The 17,859-nt window shown below is 66.9% G+C and carries 18 protein-coding genes; 10 read left to right on the forward strand and 8 right to left on the reverse strand.

The features are described 5' to 3' along the window. Nucleotides 1-2: 2 nt before the first annotated feature. From F3087_RS27250 to F3087_RS27275, 6 genes are all read left to right on the forward strand, one after another. The gene (locus tag F3087_RS27250; RefSeq protein WP_150404916.1) at nucleotides 3-746 is read left to right on the forward strand and encodes a 2OG-Fe dioxygenase family protein; all 744 of its coding nucleotides are present in this window, start codon (nucleotides 3-5) and stop codon (nucleotides 744-746) included. Next, entirely contained in the window at nucleotides 743-1,156 is a 414-nt protein-coding gene (gene speD, locus F3087_RS27255) for an adenosylmethionine decarboxylase (protein WP_150404917.1), read from the forward strand. Before F3087_RS27250 ends, speD begins: the two co-directional genes overlap by 4 nt. Further along, nucleotides 1,153-1,578: an ester cyclase gene (locus tag F3087_RS27260; RefSeq protein WP_191094161.1), complete on the forward strand. Its 426-nt coding sequence runs from the start codon at nucleotides 1,153-1,155 to the stop codon at nucleotides 1,576-1,578. The genes speD and F3087_RS27260 overlap by 4 nt, the downstream gene beginning before the upstream one ends. Before the next feature lie 3 nt (nucleotides 1,579-1,581). Further along, a complete protein-coding gene (locus F3087_RS27265) occupies nucleotides 1,582-2,802 on the forward strand; it encodes a kynureninase (protein ID WP_150404919.1) in 1,221 nt (406 codons plus the stop codon). Then, nucleotides 2,799-4,232, forward strand: a complete 1,434-nt coding sequence (locus F3087_RS27270; protein WP_150404920.1) for an MFS transporter — start codon at nucleotides 2,799-2,801, stop codon at nucleotides 4,230-4,232. The genes F3087_RS27265 and F3087_RS27270 overlap by 4 nt, the downstream gene beginning before the upstream one ends. Nucleotides 4,233-4,360: 128 nt before the next feature. Next, nucleotides 4,361-5,065 carry a GntR family transcriptional regulator gene (locus F3087_RS27275; RefSeq protein WP_150404921.1) on the forward strand — a complete coding sequence of 235 codons (705 nt, stop codon included), beginning with the start codon at nucleotides 4,361-4,363 and terminating at the stop codon, nucleotides 5,063-5,065. 3 nt (nucleotides 5,066-5,068) lie between these two features. Here the strand turns inward: F3087_RS27275 and F3087_RS27280 are convergent, their stop codons facing one another. Next, nucleotides 5,069-5,959: a LysR family transcriptional regulator gene (locus F3087_RS27280; RefSeq protein WP_150404922.1), complete on the reverse strand. Its 891-nt coding sequence runs from the start codon at nucleotides 5,957-5,959 to the stop codon at nucleotides 5,069-5,071. A 128-nt stretch (nucleotides 5,960-6,087) separates the two neighbouring features. On the opposite strand from F3087_RS27280, the gene F3087_RS27285 reads away from it, so the two are divergent. Then, nucleotides 6,088-7,332: an MFS transporter gene (locus F3087_RS27285; protein WP_150404923.1), complete on the forward strand. Its 1,245-nt coding sequence runs from the start codon at nucleotides 6,088-6,090 to the stop codon at nucleotides 7,330-7,332. 151 nt (nucleotides 7,333-7,483) lie between these two features. Here F3087_RS27285 and F3087_RS27290 read toward each other — a convergent pair whose 3' ends face one another. Beyond that, entirely contained in the window at nucleotides 7,484-8,209 is a 726-nt protein-coding gene (locus F3087_RS27290) for a dienelactone hydrolase family protein (protein ID WP_150404924.1), read from the reverse strand. A gap of 295 nt (nucleotides 8,210-8,504) precedes the next feature. Then, entirely contained in the window at nucleotides 8,505-9,071 is a 567-nt protein-coding gene (locus tag F3087_RS27295) for a TetR/AcrR family transcriptional regulator C-terminal domain-containing protein (protein ID WP_150404925.1), read from the reverse strand. 66 nt (nucleotides 9,072-9,137) lie between these two features. Here F3087_RS27295 and F3087_RS27300 point away from each other — a divergent pair, with 66 nt between their 5' ends. Next, nucleotides 9,138-10,385 carry an FAD-dependent oxidoreductase gene (locus F3087_RS27300; RefSeq protein ID WP_150404926.1) on the forward strand — a complete coding sequence of 416 codons (1,248 nt, stop codon included), beginning with the start codon at nucleotides 9,138-9,140 and terminating at the stop codon, nucleotides 10,383-10,385. Nucleotides 10,386-10,389: 4 nt separating this feature from the next. On the opposite strand, the gene F3087_RS27305 is transcribed toward F3087_RS27300, so the two are convergent. The 4 genes from F3087_RS27305 to F3087_RS27320 all read right to left on the reverse strand — a co-directional run bounded on the left by F3087_RS27305 (nucleotide 10,390) and on the right by F3087_RS27320 (nucleotide 13,807). Further along, nucleotides 10,390-10,782 (reverse strand): VOC family protein, encoded by a 393-nt coding sequence (locus tag F3087_RS27305; RefSeq protein WP_150405309.1) that lies wholly within the window; start codon nucleotides 10,780-10,782, stop codon nucleotides 10,390-10,392. Nucleotides 10,783-10,871: 89 nt separating this feature from the next. Further along, complete coding sequence (locus tag F3087_RS27310) at nucleotides 10,872-11,645, reverse strand: TIGR03084 family metal-binding protein (protein ID WP_150404927.1); 774 nt, start codon at nucleotides 11,643-11,645, stop codon at nucleotides 10,872-10,874. A 122-nt stretch (nucleotides 11,646-11,767) separates the two neighbouring features. After that, on the reverse strand, nucleotides 11,768-12,886 hold the full coding sequence (locus F3087_RS27315; RefSeq protein ID WP_150404928.1) for a serine hydrolase domain-containing protein: 1,119 nt from the start codon (nucleotides 12,884-12,886) through the stop codon (nucleotides 11,768-11,770). Nucleotides 12,887-12,940: 54 nt separating this feature from the next. Further along, a complete protein-coding gene (locus tag F3087_RS27320) occupies nucleotides 12,941-13,807 on the reverse strand; it encodes a helix-turn-helix domain-containing protein (RefSeq protein ID WP_223885375.1) in 867 nt (288 codons plus the stop codon). Between the two features lie 190 nt (nucleotides 13,808-13,997). Here F3087_RS27320 and F3087_RS27325 point away from each other — a divergent pair, with 190 nt between their 5' ends. Next, complete coding sequence (locus tag F3087_RS27325) at nucleotides 13,998-15,551, forward strand: acyl-CoA carboxylase subunit beta (protein ID WP_150404929.1); 1,554 nt, start codon at nucleotides 13,998-14,000, stop codon at nucleotides 15,549-15,551. Between the two features lie 46 nt (nucleotides 15,552-15,597). Here F3087_RS27325 and F3087_RS27330 read toward each other — a convergent pair whose 3' ends face one another. Continuing rightward, on the reverse strand, nucleotides 15,598-17,019 hold the full coding sequence (locus F3087_RS27330) for an MFS transporter (RefSeq protein ID WP_223885376.1): 1,422 nt from the start codon (nucleotides 17,017-17,019) through the stop codon (nucleotides 15,598-15,600). Between the two features lie 481 nt (nucleotides 17,020-17,500). On the opposite strand from F3087_RS27330, the gene F3087_RS27335 reads away from it, so the two are divergent. After that, complete coding sequence (locus F3087_RS27335) at nucleotides 17,501-17,854, forward strand: VOC family protein (RefSeq protein WP_150404930.1); 354 nt, start codon at nucleotides 17,501-17,503, stop codon at nucleotides 17,852-17,854. Nucleotides 17,855-17,859: the final 5 nt, after the last annotated feature.

Consider the following 17,859-nt stretch of genomic DNA (forward strand, 5'->3'; position numbering starts at 1 on the left):
CCATGACGCCTTCAATTCAGACCGAACTCTTCGGCACGCTGCCCGTCGATCGCTTCACCGACGATCCGGTCGTCATGCTGCCCGGCCGGTCGACGGCGGATCTCCCGCCGGATATCGTCGCCGGATTGTCCGAACTGGCCGTGGATTTCGATGATCTGGCCGACGACCGCTGGCTGCAAACGGAATATTCCTTCCGGAAACGCCGCTTCAGCCTTTTCTCGGTGGACACCGTCGAGCGCCGGATCGAGCAGCTCGAGCACCGGGCCTTCTATCAGGAGGAGACGGTCAATCCGTACGCGGGCGGATTCGAGCGAAAATTCGAGCCGCTGGCCGAGCGAACGACCGGGAACCCCTTCCTGCATCAGCTGATGTGGGACGTTCTCGCGGTGCTTCCGCAGGCGCGGGTGAGCGCGGCCCGGCACTGGGAGATCGGGGTGCATCTGATCCGGATCGTGGCGTTGCCGGACAAGCCGGGATATCCGGCGCCGGAGGGGATGCATCACGACGGGCACGCCTTTACCTCGATTTCCTTGATCAATCGGGTCGACGTCGCGGGCGGGCGCAGCCTGTTCGCCGATCTGGATCGCGTGGTCTATCGCAAGCTCGAATTGGAGACGCCGATCGACACGGTGGTGTTCGAGGATCCGCGCTGCCTGCACGACGTGACCCCGGTGACCGTGGCCGGCGAGGCCACCTTCGCCAGCCGCGACGTCTGCGGCTTCTCGCTGAACCCGCTGGCCCGATGACCGAAATGGCCACCGCCCCCACACCACAGCTGCGGGCGGCGGGGACCCATCTGCTCGTCGATCTGATCGGGGCGAGCCGCCTCGACGACCCCGCGCTGACCGAGCGGGTGCTGCGCGAATGCGTCCGGGTCACGAATGCCACGCTGCTGTATGTCTATGTGCACCATTTCGGTGGCGCCGGCGGGGTGACCGGGATCGCGGTGCTCGCGGAATCGCATATCAGCATTCACAGCTGGCCCGAGCACGACTTCGCCGCTGTGGACATTTTCACCTGCGGCAGCACCGACCCGGAAATTGCGATTCCGGTGCTCGAAGCCAACTTTCGGCCGAAACGGGTCACCGTGCAATGGTTGAAACGTGGTCGTTCGGCGTTCACGGCCGACGGCCGGTATTCGAAGGAGACATCGTGACAGAGACCGGAAATCGCCGCGAAATCATGCGACATGTGTACGTGGACATCTGGATCGGCGAACTCTGGAACAAGGGCGACCCGGCGGGCAGCCGGATACTGTCGGAGAATTTCTTCGACCATCGCCCGATCGACGACTTTCCGAATACCAAGCAGGGCCACGTGGACATGGCGATCGACTGGCATCAGGCCTTTCCCGACCTCACCTTCGATATCGAGGAAGTGCTCGTCGACGGCGACAAACTCGTTGCCCGATACAACTCTTCGGGAACCCACACCGGTGTGCTGTCGGGAATTGCCGCGACCGGTCGCCCGGTGTCGCTGTCCGGGATCGACATCATGCGCTTCGACGCGGATAACCGGCTCGCGGAGTGGTGGCACAACGAGGACATGTTCGGCTTGATGCAGCAAATAACGGAGTAGCACATGGAGCAGCGCCGATACTTCGAACAGCTCGACGCCGTCGATCCACTGCGGAACATCCGGGCGCAGTTCGATCTGCACGACGACCGCATCTTCTTCAACGGGAATTCGCTGGGGCCGCCGCCGCTGGGCACCGCGAAGCGGCTCGAGGAGGCCATGCGCCGGTGGCGCGACGATATGAACGCCGGCTGGTGGGACCACCGGTGGTTGCAGCTCCCGACGCTGACCGGCGATCGCATCGGCGGCATCATCGGCGCGGCGCCGGGTCAGGTCGTGGTGGGCGAGTCCACCTCGGTCAACCTGTTCAAATTGCTGTGTGGCGCTGTGGAATTGCAGTCCGGGAGCGAGCGGTCGGTGATCCTCACCGACCGTGACAACTTCCCCAGCGACCTGTACATCGCCGATGGCATCACGCGCTATGTCCACCGGCAGGCGACCGTGCGCCGGGTACCTGTCGACGAGATCATCGACCAAATCGACTCGGACGTCGCTGTGGTGACGCTCAGCCACGTGGATTACCGCACCGCGCAACTGCTTCCGATGCGCCGGATCAACGAGCGGGCACACGAAGCCGGAGCGCTTGTGCTGTGGGATCTTTCGCACAGCGCGGGCGTCGTCCCGCTCGAATTGGACGCCGCCGGTACCGATCTGGCGGTCGGCTGCGGTTACAAATATCTCAACGGCGGCCCTGGTGCGCCCGGGTACATGTACGTCGCCCACCGGCTGCTGCCGCGCTTCGAACAACCCATCACCGGTTGGCTGGGGCACACCCGGCCGTTCGACTTCACCGGCGACTATCAACCGGATCCGGGCATCGCCCGGCTGACCACCGGCTGCCCGCCGCTGCTGAGCCTGCTCGCCTTGGACGAGGGCGTCACGCTCACCGCCCAGGCCGACCCGGCGGCGGTACGCGCCAAATCGGTTGCGCTCAGCGAGGAGTTCATTGCTTTGGCCGGCGCCCGGCTGGCCCGCTACGGTGTCGAGGTGACCGGACCCGTCGACAGCGCGCAGCGCGGTAGCCATGTGTCCCTGCACAGCGAAGCGGCCGAGCCCCTGGCGAAAGGCCTGGCGGCGCGCGGTTTCCACCTCGAACTACGCCCGCCGGACCTGCTGCGTTTCGGGCTGGCGCCGCTCTACATCCGGCACGTCGACGTCTTCGACTGCGTCGCCGCGATGGAACAACTGCTAGCCGAGGAGACCGCCGACAGCGCCCCGCGGCAGTGACGGCGCCGCCGGAGCGGATCCCCACGACGCCGGCCGGGGGAGTCGCGACCCTCCCCGGTTCCCGGCGGCGCTGGCTGGCGCTTGCCGTCGTCCTGACCGGGCAGTTCATGGCCTCGATGGACACCACGGTCGGCAATATCGCCGCGCCGTCGATCCAGCAGGATCTGCGGATCGAACCGGGCACCGCCGCGCTGGCGGTCGCGGCTTACACGCTGATGTACGCGAGCCTGCTGATCACCGGCGCGCGACTGGGTTCCGATCGCGGCCGGCGACGGCTGTTCTTGATCGGGATCACCGTGTTCACGGTGAGTTCCGTCGCGATCGGCCTGGCGCCCAACGCGATCGTGCTGATCGGTGCCCGCGCCGTGCAGGGTGCGGGGGCGGCGATGGCTGTCCCGCAGGCGATCTCGTTCATCCAGGCGGACTTCACCGGAACCGCGCGCACGCGGGCCCTGGCCGCCTACGGTGCGATGATCTCCTTCGGCGCCACCGCCGGACTTGCCCTGGGCGGCGCGCTGATCAGCCTCGATCTGTTCGGACTCGGTTGGCGGATCGTCTTTTTGATCAATCTGCCGGTGGGTATCGCCGTGCTGCTCGGCGCCGCCCGGCTGTTACCCGAGATCGGTGTCTCCGCACGGCAACTCGACCTGGCCGGAGTCGGTCTGCTGACCGTCGGCGCGGCCTCGATCACCGGCGCGCTCGCGCTCGGCCCAGACACCGGTTGGACCTGGCTCGGCTCGGCGGTCGCGGCCCTGGGTGTCGCGGTGCTGGCGGTGTTCGTCGCGTGGCAGCGGATTCAACTGCGGCGCAACGGTGCTCCGCTGCTGGACCTGCGCATCCTGGCGGTGCCCGGCATGCGGCCGGGGCTGGTCGCATTGCTGCTGTCGGGGACGACGTACACCGGGGTGCTGTTCTGTGTGGCCGCCGACCTCCAGGACCAGCACGGGCGCAGTGCCGCGGCGGCGGGAATCGCGCTGGTGCCCTTCGCGATCGGGTTCGGCGTCGGCTCGGCGCCGGGATCGCTGGTACCGCATCGGCGGCACCTCACCCTCACGATCGCCGGACTCGCGGTGCTCGGGGGCAGCCTTATCCTGCTCGGCACGATCGAGCGCGGTGACGGCCTGCCTACCGCGGCGGCCGTAATGCTGCTGGCGGCGGCCGGTTTCGGTTACGGCGCCTGCTTCACGCCGCTGCTCGGATTGACCGTGGCGCACGTTCGCGCCGACCAGGTGCCGGACGCGACGGGGATCGCCACCACCACATTCCAATTCAGTTTCGTGCTCGGCGTCGCGGTCTTCGGCAGTCTGTACACCGCTACCTCCCTCGCGTACGCGCTCGCGATAATGGGTGCGCTGGCGTGCGTCGCGATCGTCCCGGCGGCAATGATCCGGCCCATAAATAACTTTGGGAGACAAACGAACAACGCATGACGATGCGGAAATGTTGCCCGCCCGGGCCGGGAGTGTTAGAAAATAACTGGATCATGGATCCACATGCGGCGAACACTCCAGCATAGGTAGGCGGCACCGTTCGGATGAGCGCACGACACAGACCGATCATGGCTGCGCTGGGGCACATATCGGTACCGCAGACGCATTCCCGGTCGATTATCGAGTCGACGCTCGCCGAAGCAATTCTGAATGGAACCATCAGCCCGGGAACGCCGCTGCGGCAAGAGGAGCTCGCCGAGGTTTTCGGGGTGAGCCGGATGCCGGTGCGCGAGGCTTTGATTCAGCTGGAGGGAAAAGGGCTCGTCCGGTTGCAGGCGGGCAAGGGCGCCATCGCGGTGAACCTCGACCCCGCCGACCTCATGGAGACATATGACGTCCGGCTGATCATCGAACCCGCCGCGCTGCACTCATCGATTCCGAATCTCACCGAGACCGATATCGAGGAAATCCGAAGCCACGTCCGGCACCTGGCCTCGGAAACCGATCCGGCCGCCGTGGGACGCCTGAATACCGAGTTCCACATGGCACTCTGCCGGCGAGCCACCAACTATCGATTGCTGAAGCTGGTCCGCGCGGCCCTGGAAGAGGAGGAGCAGATCATCCGGCTCCACCTGGCCGCGCTCGGGGCCGATGCCCTCGGTCAGCCCGATCACCACGCGCTCGCCGATGCGGCCGCCGCCCGAGATGCGGTGGTGGCCACCGAGATTCTGCATCGGCACATCACCGCTGCCGCGGACACGTTGCGGGACTACTTGAGCGCGCGTGAGGGTGTCGGCAATCGGGCTGTTCCGGTGGCCCTTTCGCGCAAGTAGCGATCACTTCTCCAGCGCGTCGAGCACCATGGTCGTCAAGACCTTTGCCGCAGTTCCGAGTTCCCGGTCCCGCGGCGCGGCCAGGCACATGCGCCAGGTGAGGCCGCTGCTCGCGGTGAGGGCGAGGGACCGGACGATCGAGTCCGCCCGCGCGTACGCCTCCGGCACGATCGCGATGCCGAGCCCCTGCCGCACGTAGTCGGCGACGACGCTGCCATCGCCGACTTCGATGGAAACACTCCTGGTCAGGTCCGCCGCGGCGAACGCGCGGTCGACCACGGCCCGGCTGCCGAAGCCCTGCGGCAGGTCCACGAATGTCTCGCCCTCCAGTTCTTCCAGTCGCGCGGAACGTCTTTCGGCGAGCGAATGGGTGGCCGGGACGAGCAGGCGCATCGGGAAGGATCGCAGTTCGGTCAGCCGGAGCTTGCGGCCGAACGGGCCGGGATCGGAGAGGATCGCCAGGTCCAGTTCGCCCGCGACCACGGCGGCGGCGAGTTCCTGTGAGCCGCCGGCGCGGTGGCTCGAGCGCAGCCGCACCTCGGGGTGTTCGGCGTGCATCCGGCCGAGCACGGCGGGCAGGTCCAGCCAGGGCACCGACGCCATCAAACCCAGCCGGATCTCGCCGCCGATCGTGCCGCGGACACCGTCGATCGCGTCGATCGTCTCGCGCACGCTGTCCAGGATCGTCCGCGCGCGGGGGAGCAGGACGGTCCCGGCTTCGGTGAGGGCGACCTCGCGCGAAGTGCGCCGGAGAATCTCGGTGCGGAGTTCGCGTTCCAGCGTCTTGATCGCCGCCGAGACCGCCGACTGCACCACGTGCAGTCGCGCGGCCGCCCTGGTGAAACTGCGTTCCTCGGCGACCGCGACGAAGTACTCGAGATGCCTGAGCTCCATCGGTCAACTATCTCAGAAAGTGATAGCTGGAAGAAGAATGAATCGTTGGACGTGAACGTTCGCGGGCTCGACGATGGAATCGGCGGGCCGGCCGGGCCGCCGCGATTCCGCAGAAAGAGTGCAATGCGATGACGACTGTGCCCCTCGACCACCGGACCAGGCCCGCCGAGCAGCAGGACTCCGGCTGGCACAACACCGGCTTCTGGCTGGTTACCGTGGCCTTCTGCGCGGCGATGGCGTTCTCGACGGTGCCGACGCCGCTGTATCCGCTCTACGCGCGGCAACTCGGATTGTCTCCGTTGACACTCACGATCGTCTTCGCGGTCTACGGCGTCGGCGTGATCTTCAGTCTGTGCATGGTCGGGCACGTGTCGGACTGGATCGGCAGGCGGCGAGTGCTCACGCTCGCGCTTTCTATGGAGGTGCTGGCGGCCGTGGTGTTCATCCTGCCGCCGCAGTTGCCGCTGCTGATCGCGGGGCGGCTGATCACCGGGTTGGGCGTCGGTGCGATCACCGCGACGGCTACCGCGTATCTGCACGAGCTGCATGTGCTCGCGCGGCCGCGGGACGGTGCGAAGCGCTTCGAAATCGCTTCTCCGGCAGCCAATATCGGCGGGCTCGGGGTCGGCGCGCTGGTGGCGGGCGTGCTCGCGGAGTGGGCGCCGTGGCCGTTGCGGACGTCGTATGTGGCGTTCGCGGTGTTCATAGTCCTGGTGATCGTGGTGCTGATCAGGTTCGTTCCGGAGACCGTGTCCGTGCCGCGGTCGTTGCGACCGGCTTACCGTCCGCAGCGGGTGTCGATCGTCGGATCCAAGCTCGGCTGGGCGGTGGCGGCGGGCAGTACCTTCGCGGCGTTCGGGGCGTTCGGTCTATTCGCTTCGCTGGCACCGGTTTTCCTCGCCGAGACGCTGGGGCAGACCTCGAGGCTGCTGGCGGGTGGGGTGGTGTTTCTGGTGTTCGCCAGCGCGCCCGTCGCTCAGCATGCGGCCATGGCGTTGCCGGTGTTGACCCGGCTGGTGACGGGGTTGCTCGGCGCCGTTGTCGGGCTGGGTGCGTTGGTCGTCGCTATGCTTACCGGGAATCTGGTGCTGTTCCTGGTCGCCGGGGTGGTGAGTGGTGCGGGAGCCGGTGTCCTGATCCAATCCGCTGTCGCCCGGACAGTGCGTGCCGCCGCCGCGACTAACCGCGGTGAGGCGGTGGCCGGGTTGTTCCTCATCGGCAACGCGGGGTTGATCATTCCGGTGGTCGGCATGGGCGTCGCCACCCAATTCGTCGACACCCGAATCGCGATGGCCGGTTTCGCGGGCGTGCTCATCGCCTTGTTGATCTGTCTCGCCGCGGGGACTCGTGGAATGCGCGGTGCCGCAGCATGATCGCGGGACCTTTCGGCGGTGCCGACCTCGACGCGATCGGCGTTGGGCCGGAACATCTTTGACCGACCGTGGGGAGTCCGACGCGCCGCCCCGGCCTGCCAGTACCGGCAGGCCGGGGCGGTCGTGCGTCAGGCGGTCCGACGCCTCGACGTCACTTCAGGTGCCGGGCGAAGAACCGGTTCGCTTCCTCCCCGGCGAACGCCGGAACGCCGGTGTGCCCACCGAGGTTGGCGTGCAACGTCTTCTGCTTGGAGCCGAAGGCGTCGAACAGATCCAGCGCCATCTGCCGGTCGTTTCCTTCGTCGTCCCACTGCAACAGGACGTGCAGCGGAATGGTGACCTGCCGGGCCTCCTCGAACATGCTGCGCGGCACGTAACTTCCGGCGAACAGCACGGCGGCGGAGATGCGTGGCTCGACCACCGCCAGCCGGACGCCGATGGCGATCACCCCGCCCGAGAACCCGACCGGTCCGCCGATCTCGGGCAGCGTGAGGAGAGCGTCCAGGGTTGCCCGCCATTCCGAAACCGCCTGATCGGCCAGCGGAAGAATGAGCCGGTTGACGATATCGTCGGTGACCGGCTCACCGGCCCCGATCGCCCGACGCAGGTCGGCGCGGGCCTGCTCGGCGTCGGCGGACTTGGGTCGATCACCGCTCCACGGGAGTTCGATGGTGGCCGAGGCATAGCCCTCCGCCGCCGCATGCCGAGCCCGGCCCGCCAGTCGGGGATGCATCTTGTCCAGTCCGCCGGGATGGCCCATCAGGATCAGCGGTGCGGGTGCGGATCCGGGCGTCCACAGGATGCCGGGGACCTCGCCGAGCGTGAATTCGCGCTCGACAACGCCGTCATCGAGAAGCTTTTCAGAAGTGAATTCCATGGTCGTGCCTTTCGGGAATGCGCGTGAACGGCGCTCCCGGACGACCTATCGCCCTACCGTGGCCCCAGCGGGGAGCACCCATGTAGAAACTGCCTTCACAGGTACCACCTCCTCGTTCTCCAGCCCGGTCCCCAGAAAACTAGCAGCGGGCACCCCAGTCCGCCAACGGATTTAATGAAGGCGCCGTGGGGGACCTGCCGCCGAGGCTGCGATGGTGAGGCTTGCGCTGCCGAAAGGCACTGCGACGCATGGCTTTCCAGGGTGCCTTACCGAAACGGAATTGACGGTCGAGGGTTTACTTGCGCTCGACGCGGTGCGCTAGTCCGTCCAGGATTAGGTTCAGGCCCTCCTCGAAGGCTGACTCGTGGTCGATCTGTGGGATGTCTGCCGAGGGTTCATCGAGTCCGGTGTCGGCCTGCTCTTCCAGGACGGCGCCGACGGTGAAGCGGCTCGCGGTCAGCATCGCGATCTGCGCTTCGCGTTCGGGTAGGCCGGACTCGAGGAGGAACGCCATTTTGTGGAACAGCTGGTCGAGGCTTTCCCCGCCCGGCCGGCTGCCGGAGTGCAGGCGGGCACCGTCGCGGCGCAGTAGCAGTGTGCGCCGGAAGCTGCGGGTGTTCTCGAGGAACCAGTCGCGCCAGTCGTCGCCGGGCTTCGGGAGCGGGGCCGTGGCGTGTGGTGCCATCGCGGCCTCGGCCATGGCGCTGAGCAGATCTTCCTTTTTGCGGAAGTGCCAGTAGAGCGACGGCTGCTCGACGCCGAGTCGTTTCGCGAGCTGCCGGGTGCTGACGGCGTCGAGGCCGACCTCGTCGAGCAGATCGAGCGCTTCGGCGATGACGGTGTCCCGGTTGAGCTTGGCCATATTGACAATCTATCAGTGATAGGTGATCGTGGATATTGCCTATCACCGATAGATTGGACTGAGGACATGGCAACTGCATCGGAATCCCTGGAAATCCTCATCTGCGGCGGCGGGGTCGCCGGGCAGGCGCTGGCCTACTGGCTTGCGCGCGGCGGGCACCGGGTGGTGGTCGTCGAACGCTTTCCGGCGCTGCGAGCCACGGGTGCGCAGGTCGACCTGCGCGGTCAGGGCATCGAGGCGATCGAGCGGATGGGCCTGCTCGATGCGGTCAAGAGCAAGCTCGTGGACGAGGCCGGCGTCGCCTTCGTCAACGGACAGGGCAAGCCGCGCGGCACGATCATGGCCAACACCTCCGGTCAGGGCCGGCAGACTCTGACCTCGGAGTACGAGATCATGCGCGGCGACCTGGTGCGCCTGCTACACGACGTGACGAAGGACGACGTGGACTACGTCTTCGGCATGAGCGTCGACCGTTTCGAGCGGGTCGGCGAACGCATCGTCGCCCACTTCTCCGACGGCACGTCCGGCGAATACGACCTGCTGGTCGGCGCGGACGGGCAGGGTTCGCGCATCCGCCGGGCCATCCTGCCGTACGGTTCGCCGGATCCGTACTGGCCGGTGGGCATTCATATGGCCTACTGGTTCGTGCCGCGGATTGCCTCCGACAGCAGCATCCGCGACACCTATCACGCCCCGCGTGGCCGAATGATCATGCGCCGCAGCCACAATCCGACCGAGACACAGGTCTACTTCATGCTGCGCGAAACCTCGGCGGAGGCGTCGGCCATCCATCGCGCGCCGGTCGAACAGCAGAAGTTGTTCTGGGCCGACCGTTTTCGCGACGCGGGCTGGCAGACTGATCGGTTCCTCGACGGCATGCGGACCGCCGAGACCTTCTACTCCCAGGAAGCCTTGCAGGTTCGCACGGACACCTGGTCGAAGGGCCGCGTGGTCCTGGTCGGCGACGCCGCACATTGCGCCTCGCCTTACAGCGGCATGGGTATCTCCGGCGCGCTGATCGGCGCCTACGTCCTGGCCGGCGAAATCAACCGCAACCCGGACGACTTGCCCACCGCCCTGGCCGATTACGACACCACGCTGCGCCCGTTCGTCGACGAGATCCAGGCCACGGTGAAACCGCGTCTCCTGCGCCTGGGCATGCCCACCCACCAACTCGGCATCGACCTGTTCCACACGCTGACCGCCACGGCCTGCTTCCTCCGCATTCCCGAAATCCTCGCGAAGCGGTCGAAAGCGGACCGCGGCGGCGACTGGCAGATCCCGGAGTACCCGGAATTCGCCGAAGCCCGCTGACGGACTACGGCTTTCGCCGTTCACGCAACGAGATCCGATTGCCGTCCGGGTCCGCCGCCTCGATCCGGACCCCGAACGGATAGTCCTCGGGTTCGGCCTGCTCGAAGGCGACGCCGCGCTCGCGCATCGCCTCGAAATCCTTTCGCAGATCATCGGATTCGAGAATGATCGGACCGGGCGCGGCGCGCCCCTCCAACTCGGCCGGCTGCCCCGCGGCCGCCGCGTGCGACCACAGAATGATCTCCACCGGGCTTCCGGGAACACCGACGGTAAGGAACCGCCCGTCGGGTCCCGTAACGTCGATCCGCTGCTCCAGTCCGAGCGCCTCGGTATAGAACCGCAGCGCCCGATCCTGATCGGTGACATAGACCGTCACGTACATGATGCTGCTCAGCATCCCGTCCTCCACTCCAGTCATAGATGCGACGACCGTTCGTATTTCGGTCGTCGCACCTATGACGAGTGCCGACGGGAGAAGGTAACGACTCAGAGGGAGATGCGCGAGATTTCGAGCCACTTCTGTGCGTCTTCGCCGACCGCGGTGAGGGTGGTCTTGGCGAGGGGGCGGCGTTGGGTGACACGGAGGCAGAAGTCGAGGGCGGTGCCTTGGACTCGTTGGGCGGCGTCTTCCGGGCCCCAGGCCCAGGGATCGCCGTCGGGGCCGGTCAGTTCGATGCGGAACGGCTCTGCCGGAGTGGGTAGTTCGGCGGCGTAGAAGGACAGTTCTCGTCCGAGGATGCCCAGGTAGGCGATGTGCCGGAGGCGGCTTGTCGGGTGGTGCGAGACGCCGACCGCGTCGAAGATGTCTTGCCCGTGTGCCCAGGTTTCCAGCAGCCGAAGCGGCACCATGAGCGCCGCGGTCAAGTCCGAGTCGTACCACGGAAACGATTGGCCCGGTGCGAGATCGCGCAGCGCCGCCGCGACCTCGATTCGGCCGGCCCGCCACTGTTCCAGCAGTTCCGTGCGCGGTGTGGCCGCGCCCGCGGCGGCGTCGAGATCTCGGTATCGGGGACCCTCGGCTTCAGCGTGCTTCAAGACGGCGTCGAACGCCTCCGGGGTGCGGATCGCGATGAGCAGGTTCTCGTCGGCCGAGGCGAGATGGGCGATCTGGTGGGCGATCGTCCATCCCACCGCCGGTGTGTCCCTGGACCAGTCGGCTTGCGCCGATACCAGCGCGTCGAGTTCATATCCTTCGGACACCAGGTCGGGCAGAGCGACCTCGAGCTCTACGCCGGACATATCGAAGCCGTAGTCCACCATCCAGTAACACCTTCACCCGCGTCGACGGCGACAGGCTTGCCTGTCCGGCCTCCGAGCCTAGGACCGCCGACTAGGGCCCGCAAACATGCTGACCTGCGCGGTTACGGAAAACTGACACTCGCTCAACCACACAGCGCCAGCTGGACGAACGCCTGAAGCGCATGGTCGATGGGATGCGGCTGTGGCCGCTGCGTGGCATCGATGCGATTCCACCGTTGCAGGTTCACCGCGACGGACATCTGCCGCCTGCCGTCCGCGCTGGTCATGGACATCGCGCCACCACCCCAGACGGACCCGTCGTGCCCCCAGAAGACGCCGTGCCCGGGCATCGTCAGCTTGTGCAGCCCGAGACCGTAGTCGATGGTCTTGCCCTCGAACGAGATGACCGGACCCGTGCGCTGCATCTCGGAAAGCGCTGAGCGGCTGATGATTTCACCGGCCAGCAGCAGGCCGAAGAAACGGTTCAGCTCGGTGACGGTCGAGATCAGCGACGCCGCGGGCCCCACCCAGGACATGTCGAAAACGCTGAAATCGCATGGCGGCTCGAACATCCCGAACCACGACTCGTAGTGCAGCGAGTGGGGTCCGGTGAGATCCGGTCCGGCGGGAAGCTCGGTGTCGCGTAGTCCGGCTCGCTCGATGACGTTACGAGTGATGCAGTCCTCCGCGGACGTACCGGTCACCAACTCCAGAAGTTGGCACAGGAGAAGGTAATTGGTGTTCGAGTACACGCCGGGTGCGCCACCGGGAGTCCCGGTGGCCGGCGCCGCGACGCCCAACTCGATCAGCTCGGCCGGATGAAACTTGGTGAACCGGTTGTCCTCCAAGCTCTTCGGTGTAGTTTTCGCCACGTCGGGAAACGCCGCGAGCGACGGATAGGCATACGGAAGGTACTCGGCGAGCCCACTGGTGTGGTTGATCAACATCCGCACCGTGATCGCCGCACCCCGGTCGCCAGGAACGAGCTGCGGCAGGTAATGGCCGATCGGTGTGTCGAGCGCGATCTCGCCGTTGTCGACCTGCTGCAGCACAGCGGCGGCGGTGAACGTCTTGGTGACGCTGCCGACGCGATGCCGCATATCCACCGTGACCGGCCGCCCGGTGGCCACATCGGCGAGTCCGGCTGCGCCGCGCCAGATTTCATCGCCGTCGCGGACTTCGGCGAACGCTCCGGGTATGCCCGCGTGCCGGAGGTTCTCCAGTGCGGTCTGTAATTTCGCGGGATCGAGGGTATCGGTCACAGCGGGTGTCCTCTCACTGCTGACGGGTGCCTATTCGCACCCGAAGTGACACCACTATCGACCGGCCGCACCCGCCCGGTATTGGAAAAATTTCCCCCACGCCTGGTACCGATGCTGGGCGATCATCGGCAGGTAATGCGCGGTCAGCGCCCCGGGCGCCCGGTCGGCGAAGATCGTCACGTCCCGGCTCAGATGCGCCTGATCGGTGTACCCGCAGTCCGCCGCGACCTCGGCGGCGGGCCGTCCAGCCAGCAGGCCGTCGACCGCGGACCGGAACCGGACCAGCATCGCCGCCCGCTTGGGCGCCAGACCGATCTGCGATTCGAACCGGGTCAACAGCCGCTTATGACTCCACCCGACGGACTCGGCGAGCGCCCCGATTCGCACCTGACCGCCCGAGGTGAGTATGCGATCCCAGCCCGCGAGCACCTCCGGGTCAGGCACCCGCATCGGCCGGTCGCATTGCGCCAGAAACGATTTCGTCAACCCGAACCGCTCGTCCCAGGTCCGGGCGTCCGCGAGCTGCGCACGCAACCGCCGAGCCCGCACTCCCCACAGATCCTCCAGATCGACCGCGCCCCGCCCCAAATCGGTTGGGGCGATACCTAATAGCGAATACGCCTGAATCGGCGACAACCGAACCTCGATGCACGCCGCCCGCTCGCCACGTACCCGCATCGCCTCGAGCGGAAGCCCGACCACGAACCCGCCGAGCGTCCGCCGCCCGGACGCATCGTCGACGACCAGCCCACGACCCCCGAACTCGATCAGAACGGTGATCGCCGCGGCCCCGGCCACCCGAAGATCTACCCCGTCACCACCCGCGTTGCGGTACCCGATCATCGCGCCACCCACCGGCGCGGCCGCTACCGGACCCGCGAAATCCCACTCCGCGTCACGCCCGATATCCACAGCTCCCACCCGTCCAGGCTACGTAACCGGAACCACCCCGCACGAGCGCGTTTCCCCCGCGCGCGAGCTGTTCGGAAACCCATACGGATCAGACCCCGACTGTGACCTGTCCCGCATATGGCGATCGAGTGCCCGTTCCGGTGTCTGCACCGCTTAACGTCGCCAAGGCACGACAGTTGGAGGGAAGGTGGCGGCGAGCGTGGTTGAAACCCAGGCGAAGCTCGATGAATTGGTCAAGATCCTGGCGATCGCTACGGAACCGGCAGGTGAGGCCGGTATTGCCAAGCGGGAGAAGAAGGGCATCCCGAGTGTTCGCGAGCGCGTGCACCTGCTGCTCGACCCCGGGACGTTCGTCGAGACCAGTGCGCTGGCTCGTCAGCCCGATCAGAAGGACGCCCTCTACGGCGACGGACTGGTCACCGGCCGCGGATTGATCGCCGGCCGTCCGGTGGTGGTGATCGCCCACGATCAGACCGTGTACGGCGGGTCGGTCGGCATCACCTCCGCGCGCAAGTTCATGCGGGCGCTGCAACTCGCGTTCGACAATGCCTGCCCGGTCGTCACGATCAACGATTCCGGCGGCGCGCGCATCCAGGACGCGGTCGGCTCGATCGCCTCGTTCGGTGACATCTCCAGGGTGCTGGAGAAGCTGTCCGGCTATGTGCCGCAGGTGTCGATCATTCTCGGCAAGTGCGCCGCGGGTTCGGTGTACGGGCCGATCAACACCGATGTGCTGATCGGCACCAAGGATTCCTACATGTTCGTCACCGGCCCGGAGGTGATCAAAGCCGTCAACGGCGAGGACATCTCCGCGGAGGCGCTCGGTGGCGCCGAGGTGCAGGCCAAGCGCGGCACCCTGCATCACGTGGCCGACACCGAGCAGGAGGCCTACGACTGGGCCCGCCGGTACCTGAGCTACATGCCGACCAGCTGCCTCGAGCAGCCGACGATCGTGAATCCCGGCCTGGAGCCGGAGATCACCGCCACCGATCGGGAGCTGGAGAAGATCGTCCCGGACTCCGATCGGACCGGATACGACATGCACGAGATCCTGCTGCGGATCTTCGACGACGGTGAGTTCCACGAGGTTCGCGAGGCGATGGCGCAGAACCTGATCACCGGATTCGCGCGGGTCGACGGCTATCCGGTCGGCGTGATCGCCAATCAGCCACTGGTGCTCGGCGGTTCGATCGACGCGGACTGCTCGGACAAGTCGACCTACTTCATCCGGCTCTGCGACGCGTTCAACATTCCGCTGGTGTTCGTCGTCGACACCCCGGGCGTGCTGCCGGGTCTCGAGCAGGAAGCCAACGGCGTGATCATCCGCGGCGGCCGGGTTCCGCGCGCGATCATCGAGGCCACCGTGCCGATCATCAACCTCGTGGTGCGCAAGTCCTACGGCGGCGCCTACGGCATGATGGCGGCCCGGCAGGTGGGCGCGGACATCAGTTTCGCCTGGCCGACCGCCCGGATCGCGGTGATCGGCGCGGAGAGCGCGGTCGACCTCATCGGCAAGCGGCAGCTGGCGGCGGTGCCGGCCGAGCAGCGGGCGGCCGCGCGCGAGTTCATGGTCAACCACTACAACGAGACCATCGCGACGCCGTGGATCGCGGCCGAGCGCGGCTACATCGATGCCGTCATCGAACCCGCGCGCACCCGCCTGGAGATCCGGCACGCGCTGCGGTTGCTGCGCGACAAGCCGCCGGTCAAGCCAGAATTCAATCCGCGTAAGCACCCGGTGTACCCGATGTGAGTGCGGGGCCGACCGCGCCAGGTGTCGTTACCTGGCGCGGTCTGTCCTACTCGACCTCGGTGTGCCTGGGCAGGAAGAACATCAAGCCCCACATCACCGCGAAGACGCCGCCGACCCACCAGAGCACGCCGGTGAACGCCTCGCGGTTGGCCGCGCCGTCGGGTGTGCCGCCGGTGGCCGCGAAGAACACCAACGCGGTCATGGCGATGCCGAGGGCGTAGCCCAGCTGTAATGCGGTGTTGAACAGGCCCGAAGCCGAACCGGCGTGCTCGTGCGGAACCTTCGCGAGCGTCAGATCGGCGATGGGTCCGCCGATCATGCCGAGGCCGAACCCGAGCAGCACCACGGGGACGGCCATCGCGAGCAAGGTCACCTCGTCGTTCCCGCCGCTGACCTGGATCCCGTAGGCCGTCATCGCGGCGAGGGCGATCAGGGCTCCGGTCTGGGGCAGGCGGCGGGCGAACCGTCCCGCGGTCTTCGTCGCGGCGATCGCTCCGGCCAGCTCGCCGAGCGCGAGCATCATGAAGGCCAGGGCGGCCATCAGCGGACTCATGCGCAGGCCGTGTTGCAGATACAGCGTCCAGGTCATGAAGAACAGGCCGCACATCAGGCCCAGCATCAGCTGCGCCGACAGACCTCCGGTGAACTGCCTGTCCTTGAACAGCGACAGCGCGACCAGCGGGGCATCTTTGCGGCGCTGCTGCTGGCGCAGGAAGACGCCGAGTACCAGCAGACCGCAGGCGAGCATGGCGAAGCACCACAGCGGCCAACCGTGGGCCTGTCCTTCGGTGAGCGGGAAGAGAATCAGCACCATGGCCGCGGCGGACAGCAGCATGCCGACGAGGTCGAGCCGGTCGGCCTTCGTCGCGGTCGACTCGGTGATGAACCTGCGTCCGAGGACGATCACGGCGAGGCCGATGGGCACGTTGATCAGGAAGATCGGTCGCCAAGCGAGGCCGAACAGGTCGGCTTCGGTCAGTGTGCCGCCCAGGACCGGACCCAGGACGCTGCCCATCGACAGGACGGCCCCGTAGAGACCGAAGGCGCGGCTGCGGTTTTCGCCGTCGAAGATGACGTGCACGGTCGCCAGGACCTGCGGGATCATCACGGCGGCGGCACCGCCCTGGAGCACGCGGGCGGCGATCAGCATGCCGGGGCCGGCCGCGACGCCGCACAGCAGCGAGGCGAGGGTGAACCCGGCGGTGCCGAGCAGGAAGACCTTGCGCCGGCCGAAGATGTCGCCCAGCCTGCCGCCGGTGATCAGCCCGAGCGCGAAGGTCAGCACGTAGCCCGCGGTCACCCACTGCAACGCGGCCGGTCCGGCGCCGAGCGACTGTTGCAGGGTGGGCAGCGCGGTGACGACGACCGAATCGTCGAGGATGTTCATGAGTTCGCCGGTCAGCAGGACCGCCAGGGCGATCTTGGCGGCCGCCGTCATCGTCGATGACGTACGAGCAGGGGAGTTCACGGTAGGACTCCTGATTCAGGAATCGGGGAGCTCACCGCCGCCCCGGCCCGGAAACAAGAAATCCCGGGGCAGCCGGCAGAGCCGCACCCGGGAAAGGACAGATGGGTGACGCAACTCAGGCCTATGCGACGTCCGGTCCCATGCACGCTGAACGTGGGGACTGCGGACGACTACACGACCTGGGAGATACGTCACCACCTCGAATCCACTACCGAAGGAACAGGGAGTCCGAACCGCCGAAGGATTCTTCGAGGCAGGGACTCGACCACGATACGGCACTGGCCGAACCCTGCGGGCGCGGATATGTGTGCAGGTCCGTCACCCGGGTGTCGGGTGTGATCCGAAAGCGGCGGAGCCGCACCGCCTTCCGATCGGGGCCGGGGCGGATTACGGTGGCAATCGTGCTCTACGACACACGCCACCGGAGCAAGGTAGCCCGCGTTTGCGGCGGGGACCCCGACGACGTGGGAGTACGGACGAGATGACGAACCGCTGGGTCGGCGTGACGGTCGACTGTGTCGATGTGGAGCGGGTTGCGGGCTTCTGGAGCGCGCTGCTCGATCGGCCGCGTGGACCGTCTCGATCAGGATGGGTGTACCTCGGTGAGCGCGGCGATCCGCAGCCCCGTCTGGTGTTTCAACCCGTGGCCGAGCCGAAGCGCGGCAAGGTCCGTCTGCATCTGGACGTCGCGGTCGACGATATCGATGCGGGCATCGCTCAGGTCGTCGCGCTCGGTGGCCGGCCCACCGGAGAACGGCACGACTACGACCAAGGCGTGGTGGTTGTCATGACCGATCCCGAGGGGCACGAATTCTGCCTGGTCCAATACTACTGAACGGG

The organism is Nocardia colli (assembly GCF_008704205.1).
Lineage (GTDB): Bacteria > Actinomycetota > Actinomycetes > Mycobacteriales > Mycobacteriaceae > Nocardia > Nocardia colli.

Coding starts and splice junctions, on each gene's coding strand:
- F3087_RS27285 (WP_150404923.1), top strand. CDS start 6,088: ATGACGACTGTGCCCCTCGACCACCGGACCAGGCCCGCCGAGCAGCAG.
- F3087_RS27335 (WP_150404930.1), top strand. CDS start 17,501: ATGACGAACCGCTGGGTCGGCGTGACGGTCGACTGTGTCGATGTGGAG.
- F3087_RS27310 (WP_150404927.1), bottom strand. CDS start 11,645: ATGGTGGACTACGGCTTCGATATGTCCGGCGTAGAGCTCGAGGTCGCT.
- speD (WP_150404917.1), top strand. CDS start 743: ATGACCGAAATGGCCACCGCCCCCACACCACAGCTGCGGGCGGCGGGG.
- F3087_RS27265 (WP_150404919.1), top strand. CDS start 1,582: ATGGAGCAGCGCCGATACTTCGAACAGCTCGACGCCGTCGATCCACTG.
- F3087_RS27300 (WP_150404926.1), top strand. CDS start 9,138: ATGGCAACTGCATCGGAATCCCTGGAAATCCTCATCTGCGGCGGCGGG.
- F3087_RS27290 (WP_150404924.1), bottom strand. CDS start 8,209: ATGGAATTCACTTCTGAAAAGCTTCTCGATGACGGCGTTGTCGAGCGC.
- F3087_RS27250 (WP_150404916.1), top strand. CDS start 3: ATGACGCCTTCAATTCAGACCGAACTCTTCGGCACGCTGCCCGTCGAT.
- F3087_RS27280 (WP_150404922.1), bottom strand. CDS start 5,959: ATGGAGCTCAGGCATCTCGAGTACTTCGTCGCGGTCGCCGAGGAACGC.
- F3087_RS27275 (WP_150404921.1), top strand. CDS start 4,361: ATGGCTGCGCTGGGGCACATATCGGTACCGCAGACGCATTCCCGGTCG.
- F3087_RS27295 (WP_150404925.1), bottom strand. CDS start 9,071: ATGGCCAAGCTCAACCGGGACACCGTCATCGCCGAAGCGCTCGATCTG.
- F3087_RS27305 (WP_150405309.1), bottom strand. CDS start 10,782: ATGCTGAGCAGCATCATGTACGTGACGGTCTATGTCACCGATCAGGAT.